The 22,914-nt window shown below is 57.5% G+C and carries 17 protein-coding genes; 11 read left to right on the top strand and 6 right to left on the bottom strand.

From position 1 onward, the window contains the following. The first annotated feature begins 47 nt into the window (after positions 1-47). The 5 genes from IFT84_RS02690 (at position 48) to IFT84_RS02670 (ending at position 5,557) form a co-directional block, all read left to right on the top strand. The gene (locus tag IFT84_RS02690) at positions 48-1,055 is read left to right on the top strand and encodes a carbohydrate ABC transporter permease (protein WP_192117086.1); all 1,008 of its coding nucleotides are present in this window, start codon (positions 48-50) and stop codon (positions 1,053-1,055) included. A 1-nt stretch (position 1,056) separates the two neighbouring features. Continuing rightward, a complete protein-coding gene (locus IFT84_RS02685; RefSeq protein ID WP_192117085.1) occupies positions 1,057-2,202 on the top strand; it encodes a carbohydrate ABC transporter permease in 1,146 nt (381 codons plus the stop codon). Positions 2,203-2,235: 33 nt separating this feature from the next. Beyond that, positions 2,236-3,888 carry a beta-galactosidase BglA gene (gene bglA, locus IFT84_RS02680; RefSeq protein ID WP_192117084.1) on the top strand — a complete coding sequence of 551 codons (1,653 nt, stop codon included), beginning with the start codon at positions 2,236-2,238 and terminating at the stop codon, positions 3,886-3,888. 74 nt (positions 3,889-3,962) lie between these two features. After that, complete coding sequence (locus IFT84_RS02675) at positions 3,963-5,054, top strand: ABC transporter ATP-binding protein (RefSeq protein WP_192117083.1); 1,092 nt, start codon at positions 3,963-3,965, stop codon at positions 5,052-5,054. Between the two features lie 149 nt (positions 5,055-5,203). Continuing rightward, positions 5,204-5,557: a hypothetical protein gene (locus tag IFT84_RS02670; protein ID WP_192117082.1), complete on the top strand. Its 354-nt coding sequence runs from the start codon at positions 5,204-5,206 to the stop codon at positions 5,555-5,557. Between the two features lie 48 nt (positions 5,558-5,605). Here the strand turns inward: IFT84_RS02670 and edd are convergent, their stop codons facing one another. From edd to IFT84_RS02645, 5 genes are all read right to left on the bottom strand, one after another. Then, the gene (gene edd / locus IFT84_RS02665) at positions 5,606-7,426 is read right to left on the bottom strand and encodes a phosphogluconate dehydratase (protein WP_192117081.1); all 1,821 of its coding nucleotides are present in this window, start codon (positions 7,424-7,426) and stop codon (positions 5,606-5,608) included. Positions 7,427-7,490: 64 nt separating this feature from the next. Next, positions 7,491-8,189, bottom strand: a complete 699-nt coding sequence (gene pgl, locus IFT84_RS02660; protein ID WP_192117080.1) for a 6-phosphogluconolactonase — start codon at positions 8,187-8,189, stop codon at positions 7,491-7,493. 110 nt (positions 8,190-8,299) lie between these two features. Continuing rightward, a complete protein-coding gene (zwf, locus tag IFT84_RS02655; RefSeq protein ID WP_192117079.1) occupies positions 8,300-9,772 on the bottom strand; it encodes a glucose-6-phosphate dehydrogenase in 1,473 nt (490 codons plus the stop codon). Positions 9,773-9,863: 91 nt separating this feature from the next. Further along, positions 9,864-11,162, bottom strand: coding sequence for an NAD(P)/FAD-dependent oxidoreductase (locus IFT84_RS02650; protein WP_192117078.1), 1,299 nt, complete (start codon positions 11,160-11,162; stop codon positions 9,864-9,866). 9 nt (positions 11,163-11,171) lie between these two features. Next, a complete protein-coding gene (locus IFT84_RS02645) occupies positions 11,172-12,608 on the bottom strand; it encodes a glutamine synthetase family protein (protein WP_192117077.1) in 1,437 nt (478 codons plus the stop codon). A 154-nt stretch (positions 12,609-12,762) separates the two neighbouring features. On the opposite strand from IFT84_RS02645, the gene IFT84_RS02640 reads away from it, so the two are divergent. The 6 genes from IFT84_RS02640 (at position 12,763) to IFT84_RS02615 (ending at position 20,867) form a co-directional block, all read left to right on the top strand. Further along, entirely contained in the window at positions 12,763-13,944 is a 1,182-nt protein-coding gene (locus IFT84_RS02640) for an NAD(P)/FAD-dependent oxidoreductase (RefSeq protein ID WP_192117076.1), read from the top strand. A gap of 221 nt (positions 13,945-14,165) precedes the next feature. Next, positions 14,166-16,664 carry a methyl-accepting chemotaxis protein gene (locus IFT84_RS02635; RefSeq protein ID WP_192117075.1) on the top strand — a complete coding sequence of 833 codons (2,499 nt, stop codon included), beginning with the start codon at positions 14,166-14,168 and terminating at the stop codon, positions 16,662-16,664. A 145-nt stretch (positions 16,665-16,809) separates the two neighbouring features. Further along, complete coding sequence (locus tag IFT84_RS02630; protein ID WP_192117074.1) at positions 16,810-17,907, top strand: polyamine ABC transporter substrate-binding protein; 1,098 nt, start codon at positions 16,810-16,812, stop codon at positions 17,905-17,907. 81 nt (positions 17,908-17,988) lie between these two features. Then, positions 17,989-19,131 (top strand): ABC transporter ATP-binding protein, encoded by a 1,143-nt coding sequence (locus tag IFT84_RS02625; RefSeq protein WP_192117073.1) that lies wholly within the window; start codon positions 17,989-17,991, stop codon positions 19,129-19,131. A 2-nt stretch (positions 19,132-19,133) separates the two neighbouring features. Continuing rightward, positions 19,134-20,045 (top strand): ABC transporter permease subunit, encoded by a 912-nt coding sequence (locus tag IFT84_RS02620; protein ID WP_192117072.1) that lies wholly within the window; start codon positions 19,134-19,136, stop codon positions 20,043-20,045. A gap of 3 nt (positions 20,046-20,048) precedes the next feature. Continuing rightward, the gene (locus tag IFT84_RS02615) at positions 20,049-20,867 is read left to right on the top strand and encodes an ABC transporter permease (protein WP_192117071.1); all 819 of its coding nucleotides are present in this window, start codon (positions 20,049-20,051) and stop codon (positions 20,865-20,867) included. 55 nt (positions 20,868-20,922) lie between these two features. Here the strand turns inward: IFT84_RS02615 and IFT84_RS02610 are convergent, their stop codons facing one another. Further along, on the bottom strand, positions 20,923-22,818 hold the full coding sequence (locus tag IFT84_RS02610; RefSeq protein ID WP_192117070.1) for an AsmA family protein: 1,896 nt from the start codon (positions 22,816-22,818) through the stop codon (positions 20,923-20,925). Positions 22,819-22,914: the final 96 nt, after the last annotated feature.

Raw genomic sequence — 22,914 nt, 5'->3', positions numbered from 1 at the left:
CAGGGCGGGTGTTTTTGTAGACAATTCATTTAAGGGGAGGGGATGCCATGCAGCAATTGTTTGCCGCGATCGTAACGATGGCGTTGGGAGTTCTGGCGTGTGCCGCTTATTTCTATCTCAGCAATCTCCTGCTGGACAGGATTTTCCCTTCCAAAAACAGGTCGGGGCCGGAAGCGTCGCGCAATCTGCGCATCGCCGGGGCTATCCGCCCATGGCTGTTTCTTGGGCCAGCGTTGATTGCCCTGGGGCTTTTTCTGGTCTACCCGGTTTTCGGCACGCTCTGGTACAGCTTGCATGATCGCAACGGCACCACATTTGTGGGGCTGGAAAACTTCCGCTGGCTGTTTCAGGATGGCGAGTTTCGCCAGTCGATCTTCAACAACTTTCTGTGGTTGCTGGTTGTCCCGGCGCTGTCCACCTTCTTTGGCCTGATCATTGCGGCCATGACGGACCGCATTGCATGGGGCGGCTTTGCCAAGACCCTGATCTTCATGCCCATGGCGATTTCCTTCGTCGGCGCATCGGTCATCTGGAAGTTCATTTACGATTATCGCGGCGAGGGTAGCGAGCAGATCGGGCTGTTGAACGCGCTGGTGGTCTATTTCGGCGGTGAGCCTCAAGCGTGGATTTCGCTGCCGTTCTGGAACAACTTCTTCCTGATGGCGATCCTGATCTGGATTCAAACCGGGTTTGCCATGGTTATTCTGTCCGCGGCACTTCGAGGTATCCCGGAGGAAACGGTAGAGGCTGCCGTGATCGATGGCGCCAACGGTTTCCAGATATTCTTCAAGATCATGATCCCGCAAATCTGGGGAACGATTGCCGTCGTCTGGACCACGATCACCATTCTCGTGCTAAAAGTATTCGATATCGTTCTGGCCATGACCAACGGCCAGTGGCAAAGTCAGGTTCTGGCCAATCTCATGTTCAGCTGGATGTTCCGGGGCAGTGACAACGGGCGCGGCGCGGCCATTGCACTGGTTATCATGGTGCTGGTCATCCCCATCATTTACTGGAACATCCGCAACGCCCGCCGCGAAATGGGAGGCCGCTGATATGATTGCTTCGACACGCTCGCCTCTCATGTGGCTTGTGCACCTCACCGTCGCGGCTCTGGTCATTCTCTGGACCATTCCCACCGCCGGTCTGTTGATTTCCTCGCTTCGCGACAAGGACCAACTGGCCTCCTCTGGCTGGTGGACCGCATTGTCCAGTTCCACGCAGAGCACGGTGTTCCGCGCACCGGGTGCAGAAGCACAGGTGGAAAAGGATGGCCGCTTCGTCATCTCCGGCAATATTTTGCAAGGGCAGGGCGGCAAAATCTCCGCCTTCGGCTTCAACAGCCGTGATCCCGGTGCCTTCGAGGCGGGCACCAGCACCACATTGCCCGGAAATGAAACATTGACGGTTGCCGAAGACGGCGCGTTCGAGATTTCCTCGCCAACCGCCATGGAAGGCAATCGTGGCCAGCGTATCTTTTATACGGTCGCGGTTCCACCCCGTTTCACGCTCGATAATTACCGCGAAGTGCTGCGGGCGGAAGGGCTTGCGGCGTCCTTTATCAACTCGCTGACGGTCGCCATTCCCGCAACAATCATCCCGATCCTGATTGCAGCCTTTGCAGCCTATGCTTTGGCATGGATGCCGTTTCCCGGTCGTGCCCTTCTGGCGGCTGTTATTGTCGGCCTTCTGGTCGTGCCGTTGCAGATGTCGCTGATACCGCTGTTGAAAATGTACAATACGGTCGGTGGTCTTCTCGGTGTGCCGGGCAAGGGCTATGTCGGCGTCTGGTTGGCGCATACGGGTTTCGGCCTGCCTTTGGCAATCTATCTCCTGCGCAACTACATGGCAGGTCTGCCGCGTGAAATTATTGAATCCGCCCGTGTGGATGGTGCGAGCGACTTTGAAATCTTCGTCAAGATCATCCTGCCCCTGTCTTTCCCGGCACTAGCGTCTTTCGCCATTTTCCAGTTCCTGTGGACGTGGAACGATCTGCTGGTGGCCATGGTGTTTCTGGGAACCGGCAATGATGAGCTGGTGCTGACCGGGCGTCTGGTCAATCTTCTGGGGTCGCGCGGGGGCAACTGGGAAATTCTCACCGCTTCGGCGTTCATCACCATCATCGTGCCGTTGTTCGTGTTCTTCGCATTGCAGCGTTTTCTGGTGCGCGGCCTTCTAGCAGGCTCCGTCAAAGGCGGCTGAACTCTCTATCCGATTATTTCGTAAGGTCATATTATGATACAAGACACTCCATCGATTGTAACAGCGGACAAAGACTGGTGGCGGGGCGCAGTGATCTACCAGATCTACCCGCGCTCGTTTCAAGACAGCAATGGCGACGGGATTGGGGACCTCAAGGGCATCGCCCAGCGCCTGCCCTATGTAGCGTCGCTCGGAGCGGACGCGGTCTGGATATCGCCGTTCTTCACATCGCCGATGAAGGATTTTGGCTACGATGTTTCCAACTACAACGATGTCGACCCCATTTTTGGCACGCTTTCCGATTTCGATAATCTGATTGCAGAAGCCCATAGCCTTGGCCTGCGGGTCATGATCGACCTCGTCCTGTCACACACTTCTGACCAGCATCCATGGTTCAAGGAAAGCAAGACCAGCCGCGATAACGACAAGGCGGACTGGTACGTCTGGTCCGATCCGAAGCCCGATGGCTCCCCGCCAAACAACTGGCTGTCGATCTTTGGCGGCTCCGCCTGGCAGTGGGATGCGACGCGCCTGCAATATTATCTTCACAACTTCCTGACCTCGCAGCCGGACCTGAACCTGCATAACCCGGATGTTCAGGACGCGCTGATTGCTACCGAGCGTTTCTGGCTGGATCGCGGTGTCGATGGCTTCCGTCTGGATACCATCAATTTCTACTTCCATGACAAGCAGCTGCGCGACAATCCGGCACTGGCGCCGGAGCTGCGCAACGCCAAGACCGCGCCTGCAGTTAACCCCTACAACTATCAGGACCATCTCTACGACAAGACCCAGCCGGAAAACATCGCTTTCCTCCAGCGCTTTCGCTCTGTCATGAATGAGTATCCGGCCATTGCGGCGGTGGGCGAAGTGGGTGACAGCCAGCGGGGCCTGAACATCGTTGGCGAATACACCTCCGGCGGCGACAAGATGCATATGTGCTATGCGTTCGAGTTTCTGGCGCCGGATGTTCCGACAGCCGCGTCCATCGAGGAAACCATGCAGGCCTTTGCCGACGCGGCACCGGAAGGCTGGGCTTGCTGGGCATTTTCGAACCATGATGTGGTGCGCCATATTAGCCGCTGGGGCGATGCCATTGCCGACAAGGACGCCTATGCCAAGATGCTGGCCAGCCTGCTGATGTCGCTGCGCGGTTCTGTGTGCATCTATCAGGGCGAAGAACTGGCGTTGACAGAGGCCAATATCGGCTACGACGATATTCAGGACCCCTATGGCAAGCAGTTCTGGCCGGACTTTAAAGGTCGCGACGGCTGCCGAACCCCGATGGTGTGGGATTCCGAAGCACCGTTTGGCGGATTTTCCACCACGCGGCCTTGGTTGCCGGTGCCAAACGCGCATCTCGATCACGCCGTTTCCAAACAGGAAGGTGTCGTCACGTCCGTGCTGGAACATTACCGTCGGTTTCTGGCGTTTCGCCGGGACAATGAGGGTTTGGCGAAGGGCGAGATCGAGTTTCTGCCCGCGCAGGGCGATGTGGTGGTGTTCGTTCGCCGCTATCGGAACCAGAGCATCCTGTGCATGTTCAATCTGAGTGACATCACCGTCACCGCAGATTTGCCGCAGGGGACTGTGGACGTGCTGGAAGGCCATGGCTTCGGCTCGTCGCAAACCGGACAGACGGTCACGCTGCCCGCATGGAATGGTTTTTTTGGTATTTTGTCGTAAAGCATTTCCAGGTAAAGCGGCACCGCTTTACCGCCCGGACAATGCGACACAACAAGGACGGGAGGGAGTTCAGTATGGCCGGCCTGACATTAACAAATATCCGTAAGACCTATGGTGCCGTGAATGTCATTCACGGTATCGATCTGGAGGTGCAGCAGGGCGAGTTCGTCGTGTTCGTCGGGCCTTCCGGCTGCGGAAAATCCACACTGCTGCGCATGATCGCCGGTCTTGAGGATATCACCGGCGGCGACATGTTCATCGACGGGGAAAAGGTCAACGACGTGCCGCCCTCCAAGCGCGGCATTGCCATGGTGTTCCAGTCCTATGCGCTCTATCCACATATGACGGTGTATGACAACATGGCGTTTGGTATGCGCATTTCCGGAGAAAAGAAGGAGGAGATCGACCGCCGCGTGCGCTCAGCCGCCGATATTCTTCAACTGACCGCCTATCTGGAGCGTCTGCCGAAAGCGCTTTCGGGCGGGCAGCGCCAGCGCGTGGCCATTGGCCGTGCGATTTGCCGTGATCCCAAAGTCTTCCTGTTCGATGAGCCGCTGTCCAACCTCGATGCGGCACTGCGCGTTGCCACACGCATCGAGATTGCCAAGCTCAAGGAATCCATGCCCGACACCACCATGGTCTACGTGACCCATGACCAGGTGGAGGCGATGACGCTGGCAGACCGGATTGTCGTGCTATCAGCAGGCCGGATCGAGCAGGTCGGCGCGCCGCTGGAACTGTATGAGCGGCCCGCCAATCTGTTCGTCGCCAAGTTCATCGGCTCTCCGGCCATGAACGTCATTCCGGCAACGATCACTGCCGGGGGTGCACAAACAACGGTCACACTGGCGGGTGGCAAGTCCGTTACGCTGGATATTGCAACCGGGACGGGGGTGGCTGGAAAGGCTGCAAGCTTTGGTGTTCGCCCCGAGGACTTGCAGGTGTCCGGCACGGATGAATTTCTGTTTGAAGGCACGGTCTCCATTGTCGAGGCGTTGGGTGAAGTGACCCTGCTCTACATTGAAGGGCTGGTTAAAGACGAGCCGATCATCGTCAAGCTTCCGGGAACGCTGCCCATCAAACGCGGCGAAACACTGCGGTTCACGGCGGACCGCGCAAAGCTGCATTTGTTCGATGCAGCTGGCTTAAGCTACCGGTCCAGATGACGATTTCGCCCGGTTCGCCGGGCGGGTTCGCTTCTATAAGGCTTCCTTAAACGTCTCGCGCTACAGGTGCAAAGCAGACATAAGGAGTGGATGTGCCGGGGCCTGACAGCGGTAGAAGACAGCATTACCTTAATCGCGAAGAGTCCTTCATGTACGACCGTGAGGTGCGCTTTCGGCTGGAGGAAACACGCAACAATGCGCTGATCGAATTCGGCGAAAAAGGCGTCATGCACTTTTCGTCACGCCGCTGCACCTTGCTGGCTATCTCCCGCAGCGCCGCCGTTCTGGGCATTCTCACCCAGTTCCGGCTGCCGAAAAGCTTCTATCTGGATATTCCCGATGCGCGCATCACGAAGATCGGCTGTGTGTTGATGCGGGTGAACGGCAACAACACCGTCAATGTGCGCTTTTTGCGTTTGGTTACGCCCAAAGAAATGAACCGGGTGTTTGCTTACAGCACCCACCCGCGCCATAAAGATGTTGGGCTCAGTATTCGGGATTAAAGCATTTCCAGTAAAAGTGCGTTGCGGTTTTACGCCCGGAAAAATTTTCTAACCAAAGAACACGCTGGCGCCATGTTCGGCAGCGCCTGTCATCTGGCGGAAGGGGGCGAACAGTTCGCGGCCCATGCCGAATTCATTGTCGCGCAGATCGGCCTCCGCCACCGGTCGACAGTCGAATTCAGCTTCATCACCCAGAAACTCCAGCGTACCGTTGGCGGCATCCAGCCGCAGCATATCGCCATCGCGAATGCGTGCAATCGGTCCGCCGTCCTTGGCCTCCGGGGTGAGGTGGATTGCTGCTGGAATCTTGCCAGACGCACCGGACATGCGCCCATCTGTCAGCAGCGCCACGCGCTGGCCCCGGTCCTGTAGAATACCCAGAACGGTTGTCAGCTTGTGCAACTCTGGCATACCATTGGCTTTTGGTCCCTGAAAGCGAACAACGGCGATGAAGTCACCTTCGAGCGCCCCATCGCGGAATGCCAGTTGCAGTTCCTGCTGGTCGTGAAACACCTTGGCTGGTGCCTCGATCACATGACGGTCCGGCTTAACGGCGGAAATCTTGATGACGGCGCGACCAATATTGCCGGTCAGCATTTTCAGGCCGCCGGTCGGCTGGAAGGGACAGTGGACCTTGGCCAAAACCTTGGGATCACCGCTTTCCTGTGGCGCGGGCAGGCGGGTCACGCTGCCATCCTCGCCCAAGCGCGGATCAATGGCATAGCTGTCGAGACCCTGACCATAAACAGTGCGCACATCATCATGCAGGTAGCCGCCTGCCAGCAGTTCGCGGATGAGGAAGCCCATGCCGCCAGCGGCGTGGAAATGGTTCACGTCGGCCAGTCCATTCGGATAGACCCGGGCGAGCAAAGGGACAGTATCCGAAAGGTCGGAAATATCCTGCCATGTCAGCAGAATACCCGCCGCACGCGCCATGGCCACCAGATGCAGCGTGTGATTGGTGGAGCCGCCTGTGGCATGCAGGCCCACGACGCCGTTGACGATGGACCGCTCATCGATCATTTCGCCCGCTGGCGTAAAATCATTGCCAAGCGCTGTGATCTCAAGTGCGCGTTTGGTTGCTTCCTTCGTCAGTGCATCGCGCAGCGGCGTGTTGGGGTTGATGAAGGATGCGCCCGGCATATGCAGGCCCATGATCTCCATCAGCATCTGGTTGGAGTTGGCGGTGCCGTAAAACGTACAGGTGCCCGGCCCGTGATAGGATTTCGACTCCGCGTCCAGCAACTCCTCGCGCCCGACCTTGCCCTCAGCAAACAGCTGGCGAACACGGGTTTTCTCGTCATTGGGCAGACCGGTTGTCATTGGTCCCGCGGGAATGAACACCGCGGGCAGATGCCCGAAGGTCATAGCGGCAATCATCAGGCCGGGGACGATCTTGTCACACACGCCGAGATAAACCGTGGTGTCGAACATGTTGTGCGACAGGCCGATACCGGCTGACATGGCAATCAGATCACGTGAGAACAGCGACAGTTCCATGCCCGGCTGGCCCTGCGTCACGCCATCGCACATGGCGGGCACACCGCCCGCCACCTGGGCAACGCCACCCGCTTCCGCCGCTGCCTGCCGGATCATGGCCGGGAAGTGCTCGAATGGCTGATGGGCAGACAGCATATCGTTATAGGATGTAATGATGCCGAGGTTGGGGACGCGGTCGCCCGACAAGGCAACCTTCTCAGCGGGGGAACAGACAGCAAATCCATGTGCCAGATTTCCGCAACCCAGCACCGCGCGGTTGACCGTTTTGCTGGCGGCAGCGCGGACGCGCTCCAGATAGGGTTCGCGAAACGGCTTGGAGCGCTCGACGATGCGGTTGGTAATGGCAGCAATGCGGCTATCGGCGGACATGGACTATCCTTTCTGAAGCAGACCCTGCTTCATCGTCGTGATGTCGGTGTTGGACCCTTGGCGGTTAAGGTGCCCAGACGATCTGAACCGGTGTTGCAGCGCGTCGCAACACAGCCCGGATCGGCATTTCGGTCTCATCTCCCGGCGCTTGCGCCTTTTCGAGAACCTGTTTTTTGCTCTCACCTTCGATGTGCAGCACCAGAAGCCGTGCATCGGAGAGGCTGGAAAACGTGAACGTCAGGCGCGGCTCGCCTGCGCCTTCGGCTTTCATGGAGATAATGCCACGGGAACCGCTGGCATCAAGGGCCTGCGCCAAATGGTCGCCGCCGGGGAAGAAGGACGCCGTGTGACCATCGCCGCCCATGCCCAGAATTGCCACATCGAACGGGGTCGGGATCTTCGCCGTTTCGCGTGTGGCGATTGCCGCGCCTTCGTCCACGCTGGCAGCCGGGTAGTAGAGCGGCACGAACTCAGCCACCGCAGCCTTGTTTTGCAGAAGGTTTTGCGCCACCAGCAAATGGTTGGACCGCTCATTATCGGCTGGCACGTAACGCTCATCCACGAGCGTCACGGTCACCTTGCCCCAATCGAGATCGTGGTTGGATAGCGCTTTGAAGAAAGCCTTCGGGGTAGAACCGCCCGACACGGCAAGACTTGCCTGCCCACGGGCCGCAATAGCGGACGAGAGCGCGCTCGCGACCTCATCGGCCAAAGCGTTTGCCAGTTTGTTGCTATTACCAAAGGTTTTCAAAGTGCTGACCATGCCGTCTGATCCCTAGAGCATATTTCGACCGGAGCAAGGCGATGATCGAAATATGCTTTAAAATTAATAGGTTAGAGCACCGATCTGATCCCGTCAGATCGGAAAACGCTCTAATCGTTTTCGTGCCATGTGCGACCGTCCCGTTCAATCAGGGCGATCGACTGGCTTGGTCCCCATGTTCCAGCCGTGTAACCCTGCACGGCCTGTCCGGTCTCTTCCCAAGCCTTGAGGATCGGGTCAACCCATTGCCATGCGGCTTCCACCTCGTCACGGCGCATGAACAGCGTCTGGTTGTTGCGGATCACATCCAGCAGCAGACGCTCGTAAGCATCGGCGTTGCGAGCGGCAAAAGCCTCGGCAAAGCTCATGTCCAGCGACACATTGCGCAGGCGCATGCCGCCCGGACCAGGGTCCTTGATCATCAGCGACTGCTTCACGCCTTCGTCCGGTTGCAGGCGGATCACAAGCTGGTTCTGGGCAATGCGACCGGCACCTTCATCGAAGATCGAATGGGGAATAGGCTTGAACGTGATGACGATTTCCGACATCCGCTCGGCCATGCGCTTGCCGGTGCGGATGTAGAACGGCACGCCCGCCCAACGCCAGTTGTTGATTTCAGCCTTGATGGCCACGAAGGTTTCCGTGTTGGAAACGCCGCCTTCCAGTTCGTCCAGATAACCACGCACGGCACCGCCGGAGGATGCGCCTGCACGGTACTGGCCGCGCACCGTCATCTTTTCCACATTCGCAGGCGTGATTGGCTTCAGCGCGCGCAGTACTTTCAGCTTTTCGTCGCGCACGGCTTCCGCATTCATGGATGGGGGAACTTCCATGGCGACAAGGCAAAGAAGCTGCAGAATATGGTTCTGCACCATGTCGCGCAGCGCACCGGCCTTGTCATAATAGCCTGCGCGGCTTTCCAGTCCGACCGATTCGGCAACGGTAAGCTGCACATGGTCGATATGGGCGGAGTTCCACAGCGGCTCATAGAGCGCATTGGCAAAGCGCAGCGCCATCAGGTTCTGCACGGTTTCCTTGCCGAGATAATGGTCAATGCGGAAAATCTGCTCTTCGCGGAACACCCGCCCAATGGTGTTGTTCAGCATGGTGGCCGATTCGAGATCCCGGCCAATCGGCTTTTCCACCACGATGCGGGTCGTGTCGGTAATCAGGTCATGGGCCTGAATTTTGTCGGCGATATCGCCGAAAATTGCCGGGGCAACTGCCAGATAAAAGGCGCGAACACGCTCTTTTGCCTCATCCAGCATGGTTTTCAGATCGTCCCAACCCTGCTCGGATTTGGCATCGACAGCGACGTAAAACAGTTTTTCCGTGAATTTCTGAACTTCCGCATCGTCATAATCGCCTTTGACATGCTCTTTCAGCGCGTCCACGGCAAATTGGCGATATTCCGCATCGGTCATGACGGTGCGCGATGCGCCGATGATCCGGGTCGGGTCGGTCAACTGACCGGCGAGTTGGCGATGATAGAGGGCTGGCAGGAGCTTGCGTTCGGCAAGGTCGCCTGTTCCACCGAAAACCACATAGTCGAAGGGTTCAACGGGAATAATCTGGCTGCTCATCGGAAATCTCAATCTCGTTCTGTCTGAGGCGGATATAATCTAATCGATTTAAAAATGCCAGTCCCAAGCGATAGGAATTGACAGGCTCCTGTTAGAATTTGTCTCTGAGCGCATACCAACTGAGCGCCAAAAACAGGAGCGGCGCGCGCAGACGCGTTCCGCCTGGAAACTGTGGCACGTTGAGGTCGCGCAACAGATCGAGTTCCGTTGCGCGTCCCGTCACCATGTCTGCATATAATTTGCCGCAATAGTTTGACAGCATTACGCCATGGCCGGAATAGCCGCCGATGGAGGTGACGCCGGGCATGACCTCACGCACAAAAGGCTGGCGGGGCATGGTGATGCCGACCGAGCCGCCCCACGCATGGTCGATCCGCACGTCTTCCAGTTGCGGATAAATCTCGGCAATCTGGCGGCGGATATGGGTGGAAATGTCACGGGGATTGTCAGCGGTATAGGCTTCCCGCCCGCCGAAGAGCAACCGCCCGTCGTGGCTTTTGCGGAAGTAGCGAACGACGAAGCGGGAATCGGCAACCGACTCGCCACCGGGCAAAACCTCAGGGAAATTCGAAAGAACCTCTGTCGCACCGATGAAGGAGCGAATCGGCATGACATGCGCCGCCGTCATAGGTTCCAGATGGCCGATATGACCGTTGCAGGCAATCAGGATGCGCGATGCGGAGATGGTCCCGCTGGAGGTCTCGCCAGCGGTCGAGATGGTCAGGCCGGAAGCCGTCCGGTTCAATTTCAAAGCTTTTGTCTGCTCATGCAGCCGTGCGCCTGCTGTAGCTGCGGCCCTTGCCAAGCCCACCAGCAGTTTCATCGGCTGGATATGCCCTGTGCCCGCGTCGCGCACGCCGAACAGATATTTCGACGAACCCATGCGTTGGCGGGTCTCAGCCGTCTCCATAAAGCTCAAATGGGGATAATCGTAGCGGCTGGCCGCAATCTCCGCATTGGCCCGGTAGTCCTTTTCGAGTGATGCCTTATGGGTAACGGACATATGCCCAACCACATAGTTCATGTCGATGCTGTGTTGCCGAGCAAAGGACAGAAGATGGGATTTGGCATTTTCTGCCATCTGAAACAGGGCTTTCGAGCGCTCCAGCCCAAGTTCTTTTTCCATGTCCTCCGGCCACCAGCGCTGGCCGGTGCCAAGCTGGCCGCCATTGCGGCCCGAAGCGCCATCACCAAAGCGATTGGCATCGATGAGGACGACATCGACACCCGCCTTTGCCAGATGATAGGCCGCTTGAAGCCCGGTAAACCCGCCGCCGATTATGGCAATGTCGGCGGATGTACCGCCGGTGAGCGCGTCGTAACGCGGGCGGTCTTCCAGCCTGGCTTCATACCAGGATATACCGGGGGATATCGGGCTTTGATAGGTCATCGATTGGCCTCACACATTGAGGAGCAGGAATTCGCGCTCCCACGGGCTGATAACCTGCATGAAGGTTTCAAACTCGCCCCGTTTCACACCCGCATAGATGCCGATGAATTCACGCCCGAAAACCTCGTGGAAATGCGGCTCGGATTCCAGAGCCGATATGGCTTCCAGCAGCCCGCGTGGCAGATCCACCGTCTTTCCCTCATTCATGGTATCTTCGGTCGGTGATGTCGGCTCCAGACCCTGCACCATGCCGAGATAGCCACAGGCGAGCGATGCCGCTAGCGCCAGATAAGGGTTTGCGTCCGAGCTTGGCAAACGGTTTTCCACCCGCCGGGCAATCGGTTCGGAAATCGGCACACGGAACGCCGTCGTGCGGTTGTCGTAACCCCAGGCATTGTTGACCGGGCAGGCCATGCCCGGTGTCAGGCGGCGATAGGAGTTCACATAGGGCGCCATCATCGAAAGCGCCTTGGGCACATAGGTCTGCATGCCGCCGATGAAGGAGAAAAACTCTTTCGAGGCCGATCCGTCCGGGTTGGAAAACAGGTTGCGCCCCGTATTTACCTCGATCACCGACTGGTGAATGTGCATGGCGGAACCGGCCTGCGCCTGCATGGGCTTGGCCATAAAGGTGGCGTAGATGCCATGCTTCAGCGCAGCCTCGCGAATGGTGCGCTTGAACATGAAAACCTGATCGGCCAGTTCGATGGGATCACCATGGCGCAGGTTGATTTCCAGCTGCGCCGGGCCTTCCTCATGGATGAGGGTGTCGATTTCCAGACCCTGCTTTTCGGAAAAATGGTAGATATCGTCGATCAGCTCATCGAACTCGTTGACGCCCGCAATGGAATAGGCCTGCCCACCGACAATCGACCGGCCCGACCGGCCTTTCGGTGGAAACAGCGGATAATCGGGATCGTCATTCTTGGCGACGAGATAGAACTCGATTTCCGGTGCGACGACCGGCATCCAGCCTTTCTGGCGGTACAATTCCATGACATTGCGCAGCACATTGCGCGGGGTGTAGCTGACATTCTCGCCGGTGGTTCCGGCGATATCGCAGATCACCTGCGCTGTCGGGTCGGTTTCCCACGGCACCACGCACAGCGTTGAGAGGTCTGGCACCAGCTTGATATCGCTATCGCGGGAATCATAGCGGAAATCCGCCGTTTCATCCGGGTATTCGCCGGAAATCGTGTGGCGGTAGATGGCGGATGGCAGCGCCAGCGACGTGTTGGAGGTGAATTTGGAGGAGGGCATCATCTTGCCCCGCGGCACGCCCGCAATATCCGGTGTTATGCACTCTATATCTTCAATGCCACGCACCTTCAGCCAATCGGTTGCTTCTTTCCAGGTCGTCACGCCACGCGGCGAATCCAGAACAGAAGCTTTGGTTTGATTGGCAAGTTTGGCAGGTTTGGATGCAATGGACTTTTTAGACGACATAAATCACCGGTGTTGTCTTCGAATGGCGGCATCATACGCGGACTTCGCCGATTGGCGAGGGCCGCACGCCACTTTTCGTGCGGAAAGACTGATATTCCATTGACTTTACACCATGTCGGCGAAAGGAAGATGTCAACGGATCGAAAGAGCAGCCATGGCCCAGACAGCGGATGTTATCATAATCGGCGCCGGTGCCGCAGGCATGATGTGCGCCATCGAAGCCGGCAAACGCGGACGCAGCGTCATCGTGCTCGATCATGCCAAAACGCCGGGCGAGAAAATTCGCATTTCCGGTGGCGGACGCTGCAACTTTACCAATCTGCACACCAGCCCGCGCAATTTCCTCTGTCGCAACCCGCATTTCGCCAAGTCCGCTTTGGCGCGCTACACACCACAGGATTTTGTGGCACTGGTCGACCGCTACGGCATTGCATGGCATGAGAAGACGCTGGGCCAACTGTTCTGTGATGTGTCCGCCAAGCTGATCGTCGACATGCTGCTGACCGAGATGCGGGTGGCCAATGTCAGCCTTAGGATGCAGACCGAGATTGTTGATGTTTCGCATGGCGCTAACGGTTTCACCGTTACAACGCCGGATGGTCCGCTGACTGCCGCGTCGCTGGTGATGGCCAGTGGCGGCAAATCCATTCCCAAAATGGGCGCAACGGGTTTTGCCTATAAAGTTGCTGAACAGTTCGGCCTTGGCCTTGTGGAGACCCGTCCGGGTCTGGTCCCGCTCACGCTCGATCCCGCACAGCTGGAAAGGCTGTCGCCGCTTTCGGGCGTTGCCAGCGACGCCGTCGCAGCCCATGGCAAGACCACGTTTCGCGAGGCCGTCCTCATCACCCATCGCGGTTTGAGTGGCCCTGCCGTTCTGCAGATTTCCTCCTATTGGCGGGAGGGCGATGAGATTGCCCTGAAATTGCTGCCGGATACCGATATTTTGGCCGCTTTGAAGGCCGGACGGCGCGACAATGGACGCCAAAGCGTACAAACGGTGCTGTCCACACTGATGCCGAAGCGGCTCGCCCAGTTTTTCAGTGAAGATGCGGCGTTGACGAAAACCTTGGCTGATCTCTCCGACAAAGCGCTGGTGGGCCTCGTCGAGCGTATCCAGAACTGGAAAATCCGTCCCGCCGGATCGGAAGGATACCGCACCGCAGAGGTGACGCTTGGCGGCGTGGATACGAACGCGCTCGATTCGCGCACCATGGAGGCCCGCAGCATTCCGGGCCTGTATTTCATTGGCGAGTGTGTGGATGTCACCGGTTGGTTAGGTGGCTACAATTTTCAGTGGGCCTGGGCTTCGGGCTTTGCCGCCGGGCAATGCGCCTGATATCGGAAAGCTGTTAACCGATTATAATCTATGACATTTCCATATATATAACGTTATTCAAATATTAAGCCTTACCCCTCACTTTCCTGATCAAAGAGATCAATCCGCCGCGGTGGCGGAGCATGACTGCGTGGTGATCTTGTGGTGCGACTCCACATGCCCTGAGCACGCTCGGCACGGGCCGGTTTGACACCGACGCTGCCTTTGTAAGGTCTTCCCTTATGCTTCTGGATAAAGCGCTCGCGCGGTTTAAAATTCAAACCAAGGTTCTGCTGCTGCTTGTCCCCTTCGTCATCGTCATCAGCGTGATCGGCTTTACCGGCATGTACGCTGCGGATCGATTGGAAAACCGGATGGCGCTATCGACGCGCATTATGCAGTCGCTCAGCAACTTCAAGGTTGTTTACGCCAGCATGACCTCGTTTCTGGAAAACAGCGATACGCGGAGCCGGGACGAGGTAAACTACCTGTTGCGCGAACAGCGGGATTATCTGTCCGGTACGCTCATTGCGCTTGAGGGCCCGTCGCCACTGCTGGAAGCAGCGCGGGATACCGTTCGCGATGTCGAGAACAGTATTGGCGGCCTTTGGAAACTGAACGCAGTCGAAAAGACCGTTCGGGATAATCTTAGGGACAATACGAGTAAGCTCTCGCAGGAACGCCAGCGCATCATCAGCAATGCTATCAGCTATCAACGCAGCATGCACCTTGCGGACGCCGATGGAAAACGCCTTTTGCGCATTGGAGACCAGCTTGCCAGCGCGTCACGGTTCTTGAAGCGCTTTCACACCGATATGGTCGGAAATACTTCCAGCGCAAACAAGATCAAAGTTGCGCGGGCGCGCTTGCGGGAACTGACGCGGTTGCCGGGAAAGGTGCTTTCCGTGCAGCCCGATCTGAATGATGCAATGGCTCGTGTGGAAAGCGTCGCTGCACGGGTGCGAATGGTCGTGGCCTCCGATCAGTTGGACGAAGACATGGTCGCGCAGTTGCAGGACCATACTGATACTCTTCTGCCTGCTGCGGATGAGCTACAACAGCAGTCCATCAGCCGGATGCGCGATGTGTCCCTGATTTTCGAAGGTTTGGACAAGCCGATGGAGCGCGCAGAAACTGTGCTGATGGACGCGAGGGAACTGGTCAATTCCGTGTTTCAACTTCAGGCGCAACTGGCCGAGTTCAGCAATCATCCTACCGAAGCCCGGCGCGGCCCCGTTTTGACTGCATATGCCACTGTTTCAGCCAATGACGCCCGGTTACAGAGCAGCGGCAAGGGCCTTGCTTTTATCGAGAGCCTTCCTGAAACATTCTCCCCGCTTTACCGTCAAATTGCGCTGGACACAGCGAAACTTGTGGTCATTGCCGAGCATCGGGCGCTGGAGGTGGCCAAGGCCAAAACCTTTATCGATATCATCCGCCTGAAGCTGGAACAGTTTTCCGAGAGCGAGCAGGTCAAGGCGCAGCAGGAAAGTACATTCGTCAGTCGGGCGTCCATTGGCGCAACGCTGGTCGGGTTTCTGGTTGCCGTCCTCTCCGGCTATGCGCTCGTTGCGGCCTTGAAAGGCCCATTAGGTCGTATTACCCACGCCATGCGCAGGCTGGCAGACGGCGCTCTGGACACGCCGATATCGGGTGAAAGCAGGCCGGATGAAGTTGGCGATATGGCGCGTGCTCTGATCGTGTTTCGTGAGAACGCCAATGCCCGCGTTCGCGCGGAAGGGGAAACGGAGCGGCACCGTCAGCAGGCAGAGGCGGATCGGGCGCAGCGGGATGCCGAAAAGGCACAGACCGACGCGGAGATCGATTTTGCCGTATCCGAACTTGCCGCCGCCTTGCAGCGCCTCGCCAGAGGTGACCTTTCAATGGATATTGAAACACCGTTTGCCGGGCGTCTCGATAGTCTGCGTGCCGATTTCAATGCGTCTGTGCAAAATTTGGAGGAGACGCTGGTATCCATCCGGACCAACGCCCAGGCCATTCAAAGCAATGGCAGTGCCATGCGCGACGCTGCTGACCAGCTCTCCCGGCGCACGGAAGCCCAGGCTGCGTCGCTAGAACAGACCGCAGCCGCCGTCGAGGAAATCACCATTACGGTCAAAGGTTCAGCCGAACGGGCGCTCGAGGTGAATGAAACCGTGACGGAGACGAAGAAAAGCGCCGACAGCTCCGGCATCGTTGTTTCCAATGCTGTTTCCGCCATGACGCGGATTCAGAACGCATCCCACAAGATCGAGCAGATCATCGAGGTCATCGACGATATCGCCTTCCAGACCAATCTTTTGGCCTTGAATGCCGGAATTGAAGCCGCACGCGCGGGCAACGCTGGCAAGGGGTTCGCGGTCGTGGCGCATGAGGTTCGCGCGCTTGCCCAGCGCTCGGCAGGGGCTGCTCGCGAAATCAAGGATTTGATCAACGCGTCCAGTGACGAAGTGCGCTCCGGTTCCGCGCTGGTCGAGGAGGCGGGGGCGGTGCTGGCCTCCATCAGCAGCCAGATCGTCGCGATCAGCGCGCATGTGCAGATGATTGCCATCGCCAGCCGCGATCAGGCCACCGCTCTGCATGAAATCAATTCATCGGTGAATCAGATGGACCAGATGACCCAACAGAACGCCTCCATGGCGGATGAGGCCAACCGGGCGAGCCGCGCGCTGGCGTCGGAAGCGGATATGCTGACCGGCATGGTGGCGCAATTCACGTTGAATGCCGATACTGCTGCCTGACGCTGTGTTGAAATCACGTGTCAAAAAACATTCAAGAGCTAGCGATAAAAACGGCTTGTAGCCTTGCCAAAAGGTTTCTAGTTTCAACATTGCTCGCATAGGGTCGAGACGTCGGCTTGCGCCGTCTTCAATGCTGGAGAAAGACATGAAACAAACGTTTTTTCGCTATGCCGCCGTTGCGGTTGCTTCGCTGGGTTTTGTATCCGCTGCATCCGCACAGGAGCGCGTGGTCAACGTTTACAACTGGTCTGATTATATCGACGCCAGCGTGCTGACGGATTTTACCAAGGAAACCGGCATCAAGGTCGTGTACGACGTGTTTGACGCCAACGAAATTGTTGAAACCAAGATGCTGGCGGGCGGCTCTGGCTATGACGTCGTGGTGCCGACAGCGGACTTCCTGCAACGTCAGATTTCCGCAGGCGTGTTTCAGAAGCTGGATAAATCGAAGCTTCCGAACCTCGCGAACATGTGGGACATCATCACGGAGCGGACGCAAAAGTACGACCCCGGCAATGAATACGCCATCGACTATATGTGGGGCACTGATGGTATCGGCTACAACGTTGCCAAGGTGAAGGAAATCTTGGGCCCGGATGTTCGTCCCGGTCTTGAAGTAATTTTCGATCCGGCGATCGCCGCCAAGTTCAAGGATTGCGGCATCTATGTCTTCGACAGTCCACGTGACGTGATCGGAGCGGCGCTGCACTATCTCGGCCTGTCGCCGGATAGCACTGATCCGAAGGATTTTGCCAAGGCTGAGGAACTGCTGATGTCGGTTCGCCCGAACATTCGCAAATTCCATTCGTCCGAATATATCAACGCTCTTGCCAATGGCGATATTTGTCTGGCGATGGGCTATTCCGGCGACATGTTGCAGGCGCGGGATCGCGCCGCCGAAGCCAAGGCCGGTGTCGAGGTGGATTACTCCATTCCATCGCAGGGCGCGCAGATGTGGTTCGATATGATGGCCATTCCAGCGGATGCCAAACACCCGGCCGAGGCGCATGAGTTCATCAACTACATGATGCGCCCGGACGTGATCGCCAAAGCATCGAACGTCGTATTCTACGCCAATGGCAACAAGGCGTCTCAGGAGTTTGTCTCCAAGGAAATTCTGGATGACCCGGCCATTTACCCCGATGAGGATACGATGAAACGGCTCTACACCATTTCGCCATGGGATGCCAAAACCCAGCGTTTGGCGACCCGGATGTGGACCAAAGTGGTCAGCGGCCAGTAACCAGACTGCAGATTGCCCGGATTGAAAAATCCGGGCAATCTTTTTGACAAGACAAAAACAAAGACGACGACGGGGACGTTCATGAAATCTTTCGGCAGCACACGCCGCTCTTTCGCACCGTGGAATGACCCCACATCCAAGCCGTTCATTTCCTTTCGGAATGTCACCAAGCGTTTTGGCGATTTTACCGCCGTGGATGATTTGTCGCTGGATATTTATCACCGGGAGTTCTTCGCGCTTCTGGGCGCATCGGGCTGTGGCAAGTCCACGCTGCTGCGGATGCTGGCGGGCTTTGAGCAGCCCACCTCCGGCGAAATCATTCTGGATGGTCAAAGCCTTGCAGGTACGCCGCCGTATCGCCGCCCCGTCAATATGATGTTCCAGTCCTACGCACTGTTTCCGCATATGACGGTGGAAAAAAACATTGCGTTCGGTCTGCGTCAGGACGGAATGCCAAAGCCTGATATTGCCGCGCGCGTGGCGCAGATGCTGAAACTGGTGAAGATGGAAAAGTTCGCCGGTCGCAAGCCGCATCAGCTGTCCGGCGGCCAGCGCCAGCGCGTGGCGCTGGCTCGTTCCTTGGCCAAACAGCCCAAGGTTCTGCTGCTGGACGAGCCATTGGGCGCACTCGACAAAAAGCTGCGGGAGGAAACACAGTTCGAACTGATGGATCTGCAGCAGGATCTGGGCCTGACTTTCGTGGTCGTGACGCACGACCAGGAGGAGGCCATGACCATGGCAGACCGGATCGCGGTCATGAGTCAGGGTCGCGTGGCGCAGGTTGCGACACCCGCGGAAATCTATGAAGCCCCGAACTCCCGCTTCGTCGCCGACTTTATCGGCGACGTCAATATTTTCGACGGGAAGGTGTCTTCCGTGGAGAACCATGTGGTGCAGATCGAAACCGATATCGGGTTTACGGTCCGCATGCACTCCAATGAAACACCGGCAGTCGGCGCACAAGCGGGTTGCATCGTGCGACCGGAAAAGCTGCGGGTATCCCGCGCGGCTCCTGCCGATGCCTCCGCCAATGCCGTGCAGGGCGAGTTGTGGGACATTGCCTATCTTGGGGACATGACCGTGTACCACGCCAAGCTGAAAAACGGTGCCATGGTCAAGGCGTCCTCGCTCAACGCCGTTCGTGCGGTGGAAAACCCCTTGGGCTACGATGAGCCAATCTGGGTCTCCTTCGATGAGGATGCCGGCATGGTTCTGAAGGATTGATGATGTCCAACATCGCTTCCGCCATCGTCCGCCGGCTGGTCATCATCATTCCCTATAGCTGGCTGCTGATTTTCTTTCTCATCCCGTTTTTCATCGTCTTCCGCATTTCCGTTTCGGAAACGGCGGTGGCGATGCCACCCTATGTGCCGGTGTTTGCGCTCTCGGAAGGCTTTGCGGCGTTCTGGGAGAAGGTTAGCCAGTTCTCGCTGGATAATTACGTCTGGCTGACGCAGGACGCGCTCTATCTGAACGCCTATCTGTCCAGCGTGGTGATCGCCGGTATTTCAACATTCTTTACCCTGCTGATTGCCTATCCTATCGCCTACGGCATGGCGCAGGCACCGCGCTCCATCCGCTCCACGCTGTTGATGCTGGTCATCCTGCCGTTCTGGACGAGCTTTCTGATCCGGGTTTATGCGTGGATTTCCATTTTGAAGCCCGAAGGTTTACTGAACCAGCTTCTGCTGTCAGTCGGGATCATCGATCATCCGTTGATCATTCTGAACACCAATACCGCGATCTATATCGGCATCGTGTATTCCTACCTGCCCTTCATGGTGCTGCCGCTTTACTCGGCACTGGAGAAGATGGATGGAACGCTGACGGAGGCCGCTCAGGATCTCGGCTGCACACCCATCCGCGCCTTCTGGCGGGTTACATTCCCCCTCTCCATTCCCGGCGTGGTTGCCGGCTGCATGCTGGTGTTCATTCCGGCTGTGGGCGAATTCGTCATCCCCGATCTGCTCGGTGGCTCGGAAACGCTGATGATCGGCAAGACGCTGTGGAACGAATTCAACGCCAACCGCGACTGGCCGGTCTCCTCCGCCGTGGCGGCAATTCTGCTTCTCATTCTGGTCGTGCCCATCGTGCTGTTCCAGAATGCGCAGGCAAAAGCGGAAAGCAGGGATAGATAATCAATGGTCAAATGGTCCCGCTTCAATATCGCCTCCATCGTTCTGGGCTTCGGCTTTCTCTATCTGCCGATTGTCCTTCTGGTGATCTTTTCGTTCAATGAGTCCAAGCTCGTCACCGTCTGGACCGGCTTTTCCACCAAATGGTACGGCCAGCTCTGGCAAAATCAGGGCCTGATGGATGCGGCCTGGGTGACCATCCGCGTGGCCTTGCTATCGGCGACATGTGCCACGGTTCTTGGCACGCTGGCGGCGCTGGCACTGGTACGCTATACCCAATTTCGTGGAAGGCTGCTGTTTTCCGGCATGGTCTACGCACCGCTGGTGATGCCGGAGGTGATTACCGGCCTGTCCCTGCTGCTACTGTTCGTGGCAATCGGCTTTGACCGTGGGTTCTGGACCATTACGCTGGCGCATATCACCTTCACCATGTGCTTTGTCGCCGTTGTGGTGCAGTCGCGGTTGCTGAGTTTCGATCAATCCATCGAGGAAGCCGCTCAGGATCTGGGCGCAACGCCGGTGCGCACCTTTATGGAGGTGACCCTGCCAGTGATCTCGCCTGCGGTGTTTTCCGGCTGGGTTCTGGCCTTCACGCTGTCACTGGATGATCTGGTCATCGCCAGCTTTACGTCCGGTCCGGGCGCGACAACCCTGCCCATGAAAATCTACAGTCAGGTGCGGTTGGGTGTGACGCCGGAAATCAACGCAATTTGTACCATTCTGATTGGCATCGTTGCCTTCGGCGTGGTGATTGCATCGTTTGTCACAAGACGACGCGAAGCCCAGCGTGTGCGCGATGAGCAGGCGGCGTTTGCGCCTGCGTAATACTTGCTTGTCGCATGTCGTTCACGCAAAACTGCTGCACACTTACGCGCAAGGGTTAATCTTCTGTCGTTATAGCTTTACCGAGCGTGGACGCCGGCGAGATAATCGCATCTGGCCAGGTGCCGCCCACGAAAAAATAGGATGCGGCGGTGATCGCCGTTCCCTCCAGCGTTTCGAGCGTGCCGGACAGAGCAAGGCTTTTTGTTTCATAAGGCACCACGCCCCAGAGCCGCAACGCCTTGCCCGGAGCAAGGATGTTGGCCCGTTCGATTTTCGCCAGTCCATCGCTGACCTGCACATCGATATCGGCGGTATCGAATGAGAACGTGCTTTGCGAGGCGTCCGTCAGGGGAAAGAAGTTACCAACTGAAATCATTGTTTCCAGCGCGTTCACATCCACACCGGTGAGCGCGCCTGCATTGGCGGCAACCGACATATGCCCGGATATGTCGCTGTTTTGCGTCGCCCAGAGCGGCTTTCGGGTGCCAAGCGAAATGTTGATGTCGCCTCTGCCTGTCAGTACCGGGCCGGAGCGCTTCAGCGTATCGGCAATGCTCCCCAGTTCGGCATTTTTGATCGACAATTGCAAACTGCCGCCGCCCTTGAAGCCTTGATCCGACACGGCGAGTCGCCCGGTCAATGAGCCATCGGCAAAGGTGCTGTCGCCAATATCGAACGAAGCACGCCCGTCCTCCACCATCATGCCCGCCGCAAGGTCTGTCATCAGGAAATCCCCGAACCGCGCCCGCGTGGCAGACAGGCGCAGGTCCAGCGCCAGCTGCCGAATGAAATTCATATCCACCGTGGTGGCAAGGTCATCGGCGGTGGAGGGCAGGGGTGAAAACGCCGATAAAAAGGATTTGAGATCAATCTCATCAAACGCCAGCGTGCCCGAAACCTGGGGTCGTTTGGCTGCTTGTGGTAACCGAATGTCGAGAACACCGGTCGCGCGTGCATTCTGCACGGCTAGATTGAGGTTATCCAGTTTAACCGTGTTGCCAACGGTGGAAATATTGGCCTGCGCATTGATCTGGCCCAAGTTGCTCAATGCGCTGATATCCGAGCCGTACCATGTCAACAAAGCGGGCAGCGACGGCGCGCCGAGCCGTAGTGCGCCACTGGCAAAAGCGTTGCTGGCAATATTGGCGTTGCCGTCGAACGTCACCGTCAGGGGGGCGGACACGAGCGAGGTGGACACAGCGGCGTTCTGGCCCTTGAGCAGCGCCAGCGGCGTGTTGCTGGCAAAGGCCCAACTGACCTTTTCGCCGTTCATGACGGCGGTCAGGTTGATGTCCAGTTGCCGGGCAAGATCCGGCCAGTTCAATGTACCGGTTATATCCGAAACGTGGTAGCGTTGCTGCGTGACGCGGTCGATAACGGAAACGGAGCCGTCGGTGAACGTTACATCGCCAAGCCGCCGTGTGCCCGCAATGTCAGACAGGGATGACAACCAACCGGCCGGTGGCCAGTTCCATGTGCCATCGGCCGCCCGCTCAACGTTGACCAAAGGCCGCTGCATCTGGAAATCATCGAAATTCGGCTTGCCCCAGAACGAGGATAGCACGCTGAAATCGGCGGTAATCGCGTCAATATCAGCAAGCGTGGTGTTGCGCGCGGCGTTTTGAATGCGGATACCACGAAGCGTGACCTCAGCCGTCGGCCAAAAGCGGATATCGGGGTCCCCGAATATGGTTGCGGTGCCGCCGGACCAGGTGGACAGCGCTTCTTCCATCTGGCTTTTGAAATTGCCCGTGGGCAGCAGCAGAGGCAGAGCAAGCTGACAGCCAAAAACCGCCAGCACACCCGCGACCACACCTATACCCAAACGCCGGGAGCGCAAGGCTTTGGAATCGCGGATGCGATGCAGAAGAGGTAATTTTCTGTTTTTACGCAGTGTCAGACGGAAAACCGCTTCGCACTTTTCCTTGAACTGCTTGAATGTCGAGATCACGAAAGTCTTCTGCTCAAAAGCGTTTGATGCATATCTGCATTCTGCGGCGTTATTCCAGGGATAAGCGTTCGCGCTGAAAAAATCAAATCACCGAAC

It is taken from the genome of Rhizobium sp. CFBP 8762 (assembly GCF_014841565.1).
Classification (GTDB): Bacteria; Pseudomonadota; Alphaproteobacteria; order Rhizobiales; family Rhizobiaceae; genus CFBP-8762.
Note: the sequence above shows the minus strand (reverse complement) of the source record. Positions and strands in the feature narration are given on the sequence as shown.

Coding starts and splice junctions, on each gene's coding strand:
- IFT84_RS02625 (WP_192117073.1), top strand. CDS start 17,989: ATGAAATCTTTCGGCAGCACACGCCGCTCTTTCGCACCGTGGAATGAC.
- bglA (WP_192117084.1), top strand. CDS start 2,236: ATGATACAAGACACTCCATCGATTGTAACAGCGGACAAAGACTGGTGG.
- IFT84_RS02690 (WP_192117086.1), top strand. CDS start 48: ATGCAGCAATTGTTTGCCGCGATCGTAACGATGGCGTTGGGAGTTCTG.
- IFT84_RS02645 (WP_192117077.1), bottom strand. CDS start 12,608: ATGTCGTCTAAAAAGTCCATTGCATCCAAACCTGCCAAACTTGCCAAT.
- IFT84_RS02635 (WP_192117075.1), top strand. CDS start 14,166: ATGCTTCTGGATAAAGCGCTCGCGCGGTTTAAAATTCAAACCAAGGTT.
- pgl (WP_192117080.1), bottom strand. CDS start 8,189: ATGGTCAGCACTTTGAAAACCTTTGGTAATAGCAACAAACTGGCAAAC.
- IFT84_RS02630 (WP_192117074.1), top strand. CDS start 16,810: ATGAAACAAACGTTTTTTCGCTATGCCGCCGTTGCGGTTGCTTCGCTG.
- IFT84_RS02615 (WP_192117071.1), top strand. CDS start 20,049: ATGGTCAAATGGTCCCGCTTCAATATCGCCTCCATCGTTCTGGGCTTC.
- IFT84_RS02640 (WP_192117076.1), top strand. CDS start 12,763: ATGGCCCAGACAGCGGATGTTATCATAATCGGCGCCGGTGCCGCAGGC.
- edd (WP_192117081.1), bottom strand. CDS start 7,426: ATGTCCGCCGATAGCCGCATTGCTGCCATTACCAACCGCATCGTCGAG.
- IFT84_RS02685 (WP_192117085.1), top strand. CDS start 1,057: ATGATTGCTTCGACACGCTCGCCTCTCATGTGGCTTGTGCACCTCACC.
- IFT84_RS02620 (WP_192117072.1), top strand. CDS start 19,134: ATGTCCAACATCGCTTCCGCCATCGTCCGCCGGCTGGTCATCATCATT.
- IFT84_RS02675 (WP_192117083.1), top strand. CDS start 3,963: ATGGCCGGCCTGACATTAACAAATATCCGTAAGACCTATGGTGCCGTG.
- IFT84_RS02670 (WP_192117082.1), top strand. CDS start 5,204: ATGTACGACCGTGAGGTGCGCTTTCGGCTGGAGGAAACACGCAACAAT.
- zwf (WP_192117079.1), bottom strand. CDS start 9,772: ATGAGCAGCCAGATTATTCCCGTTGAACCCTTCGACTATGTGGTTTTC.
- IFT84_RS02650 (WP_192117078.1), bottom strand. CDS start 11,162: ATGACCTATCAAAGCCCGATATCCCCCGGTATATCCTGGTATGAAGCC.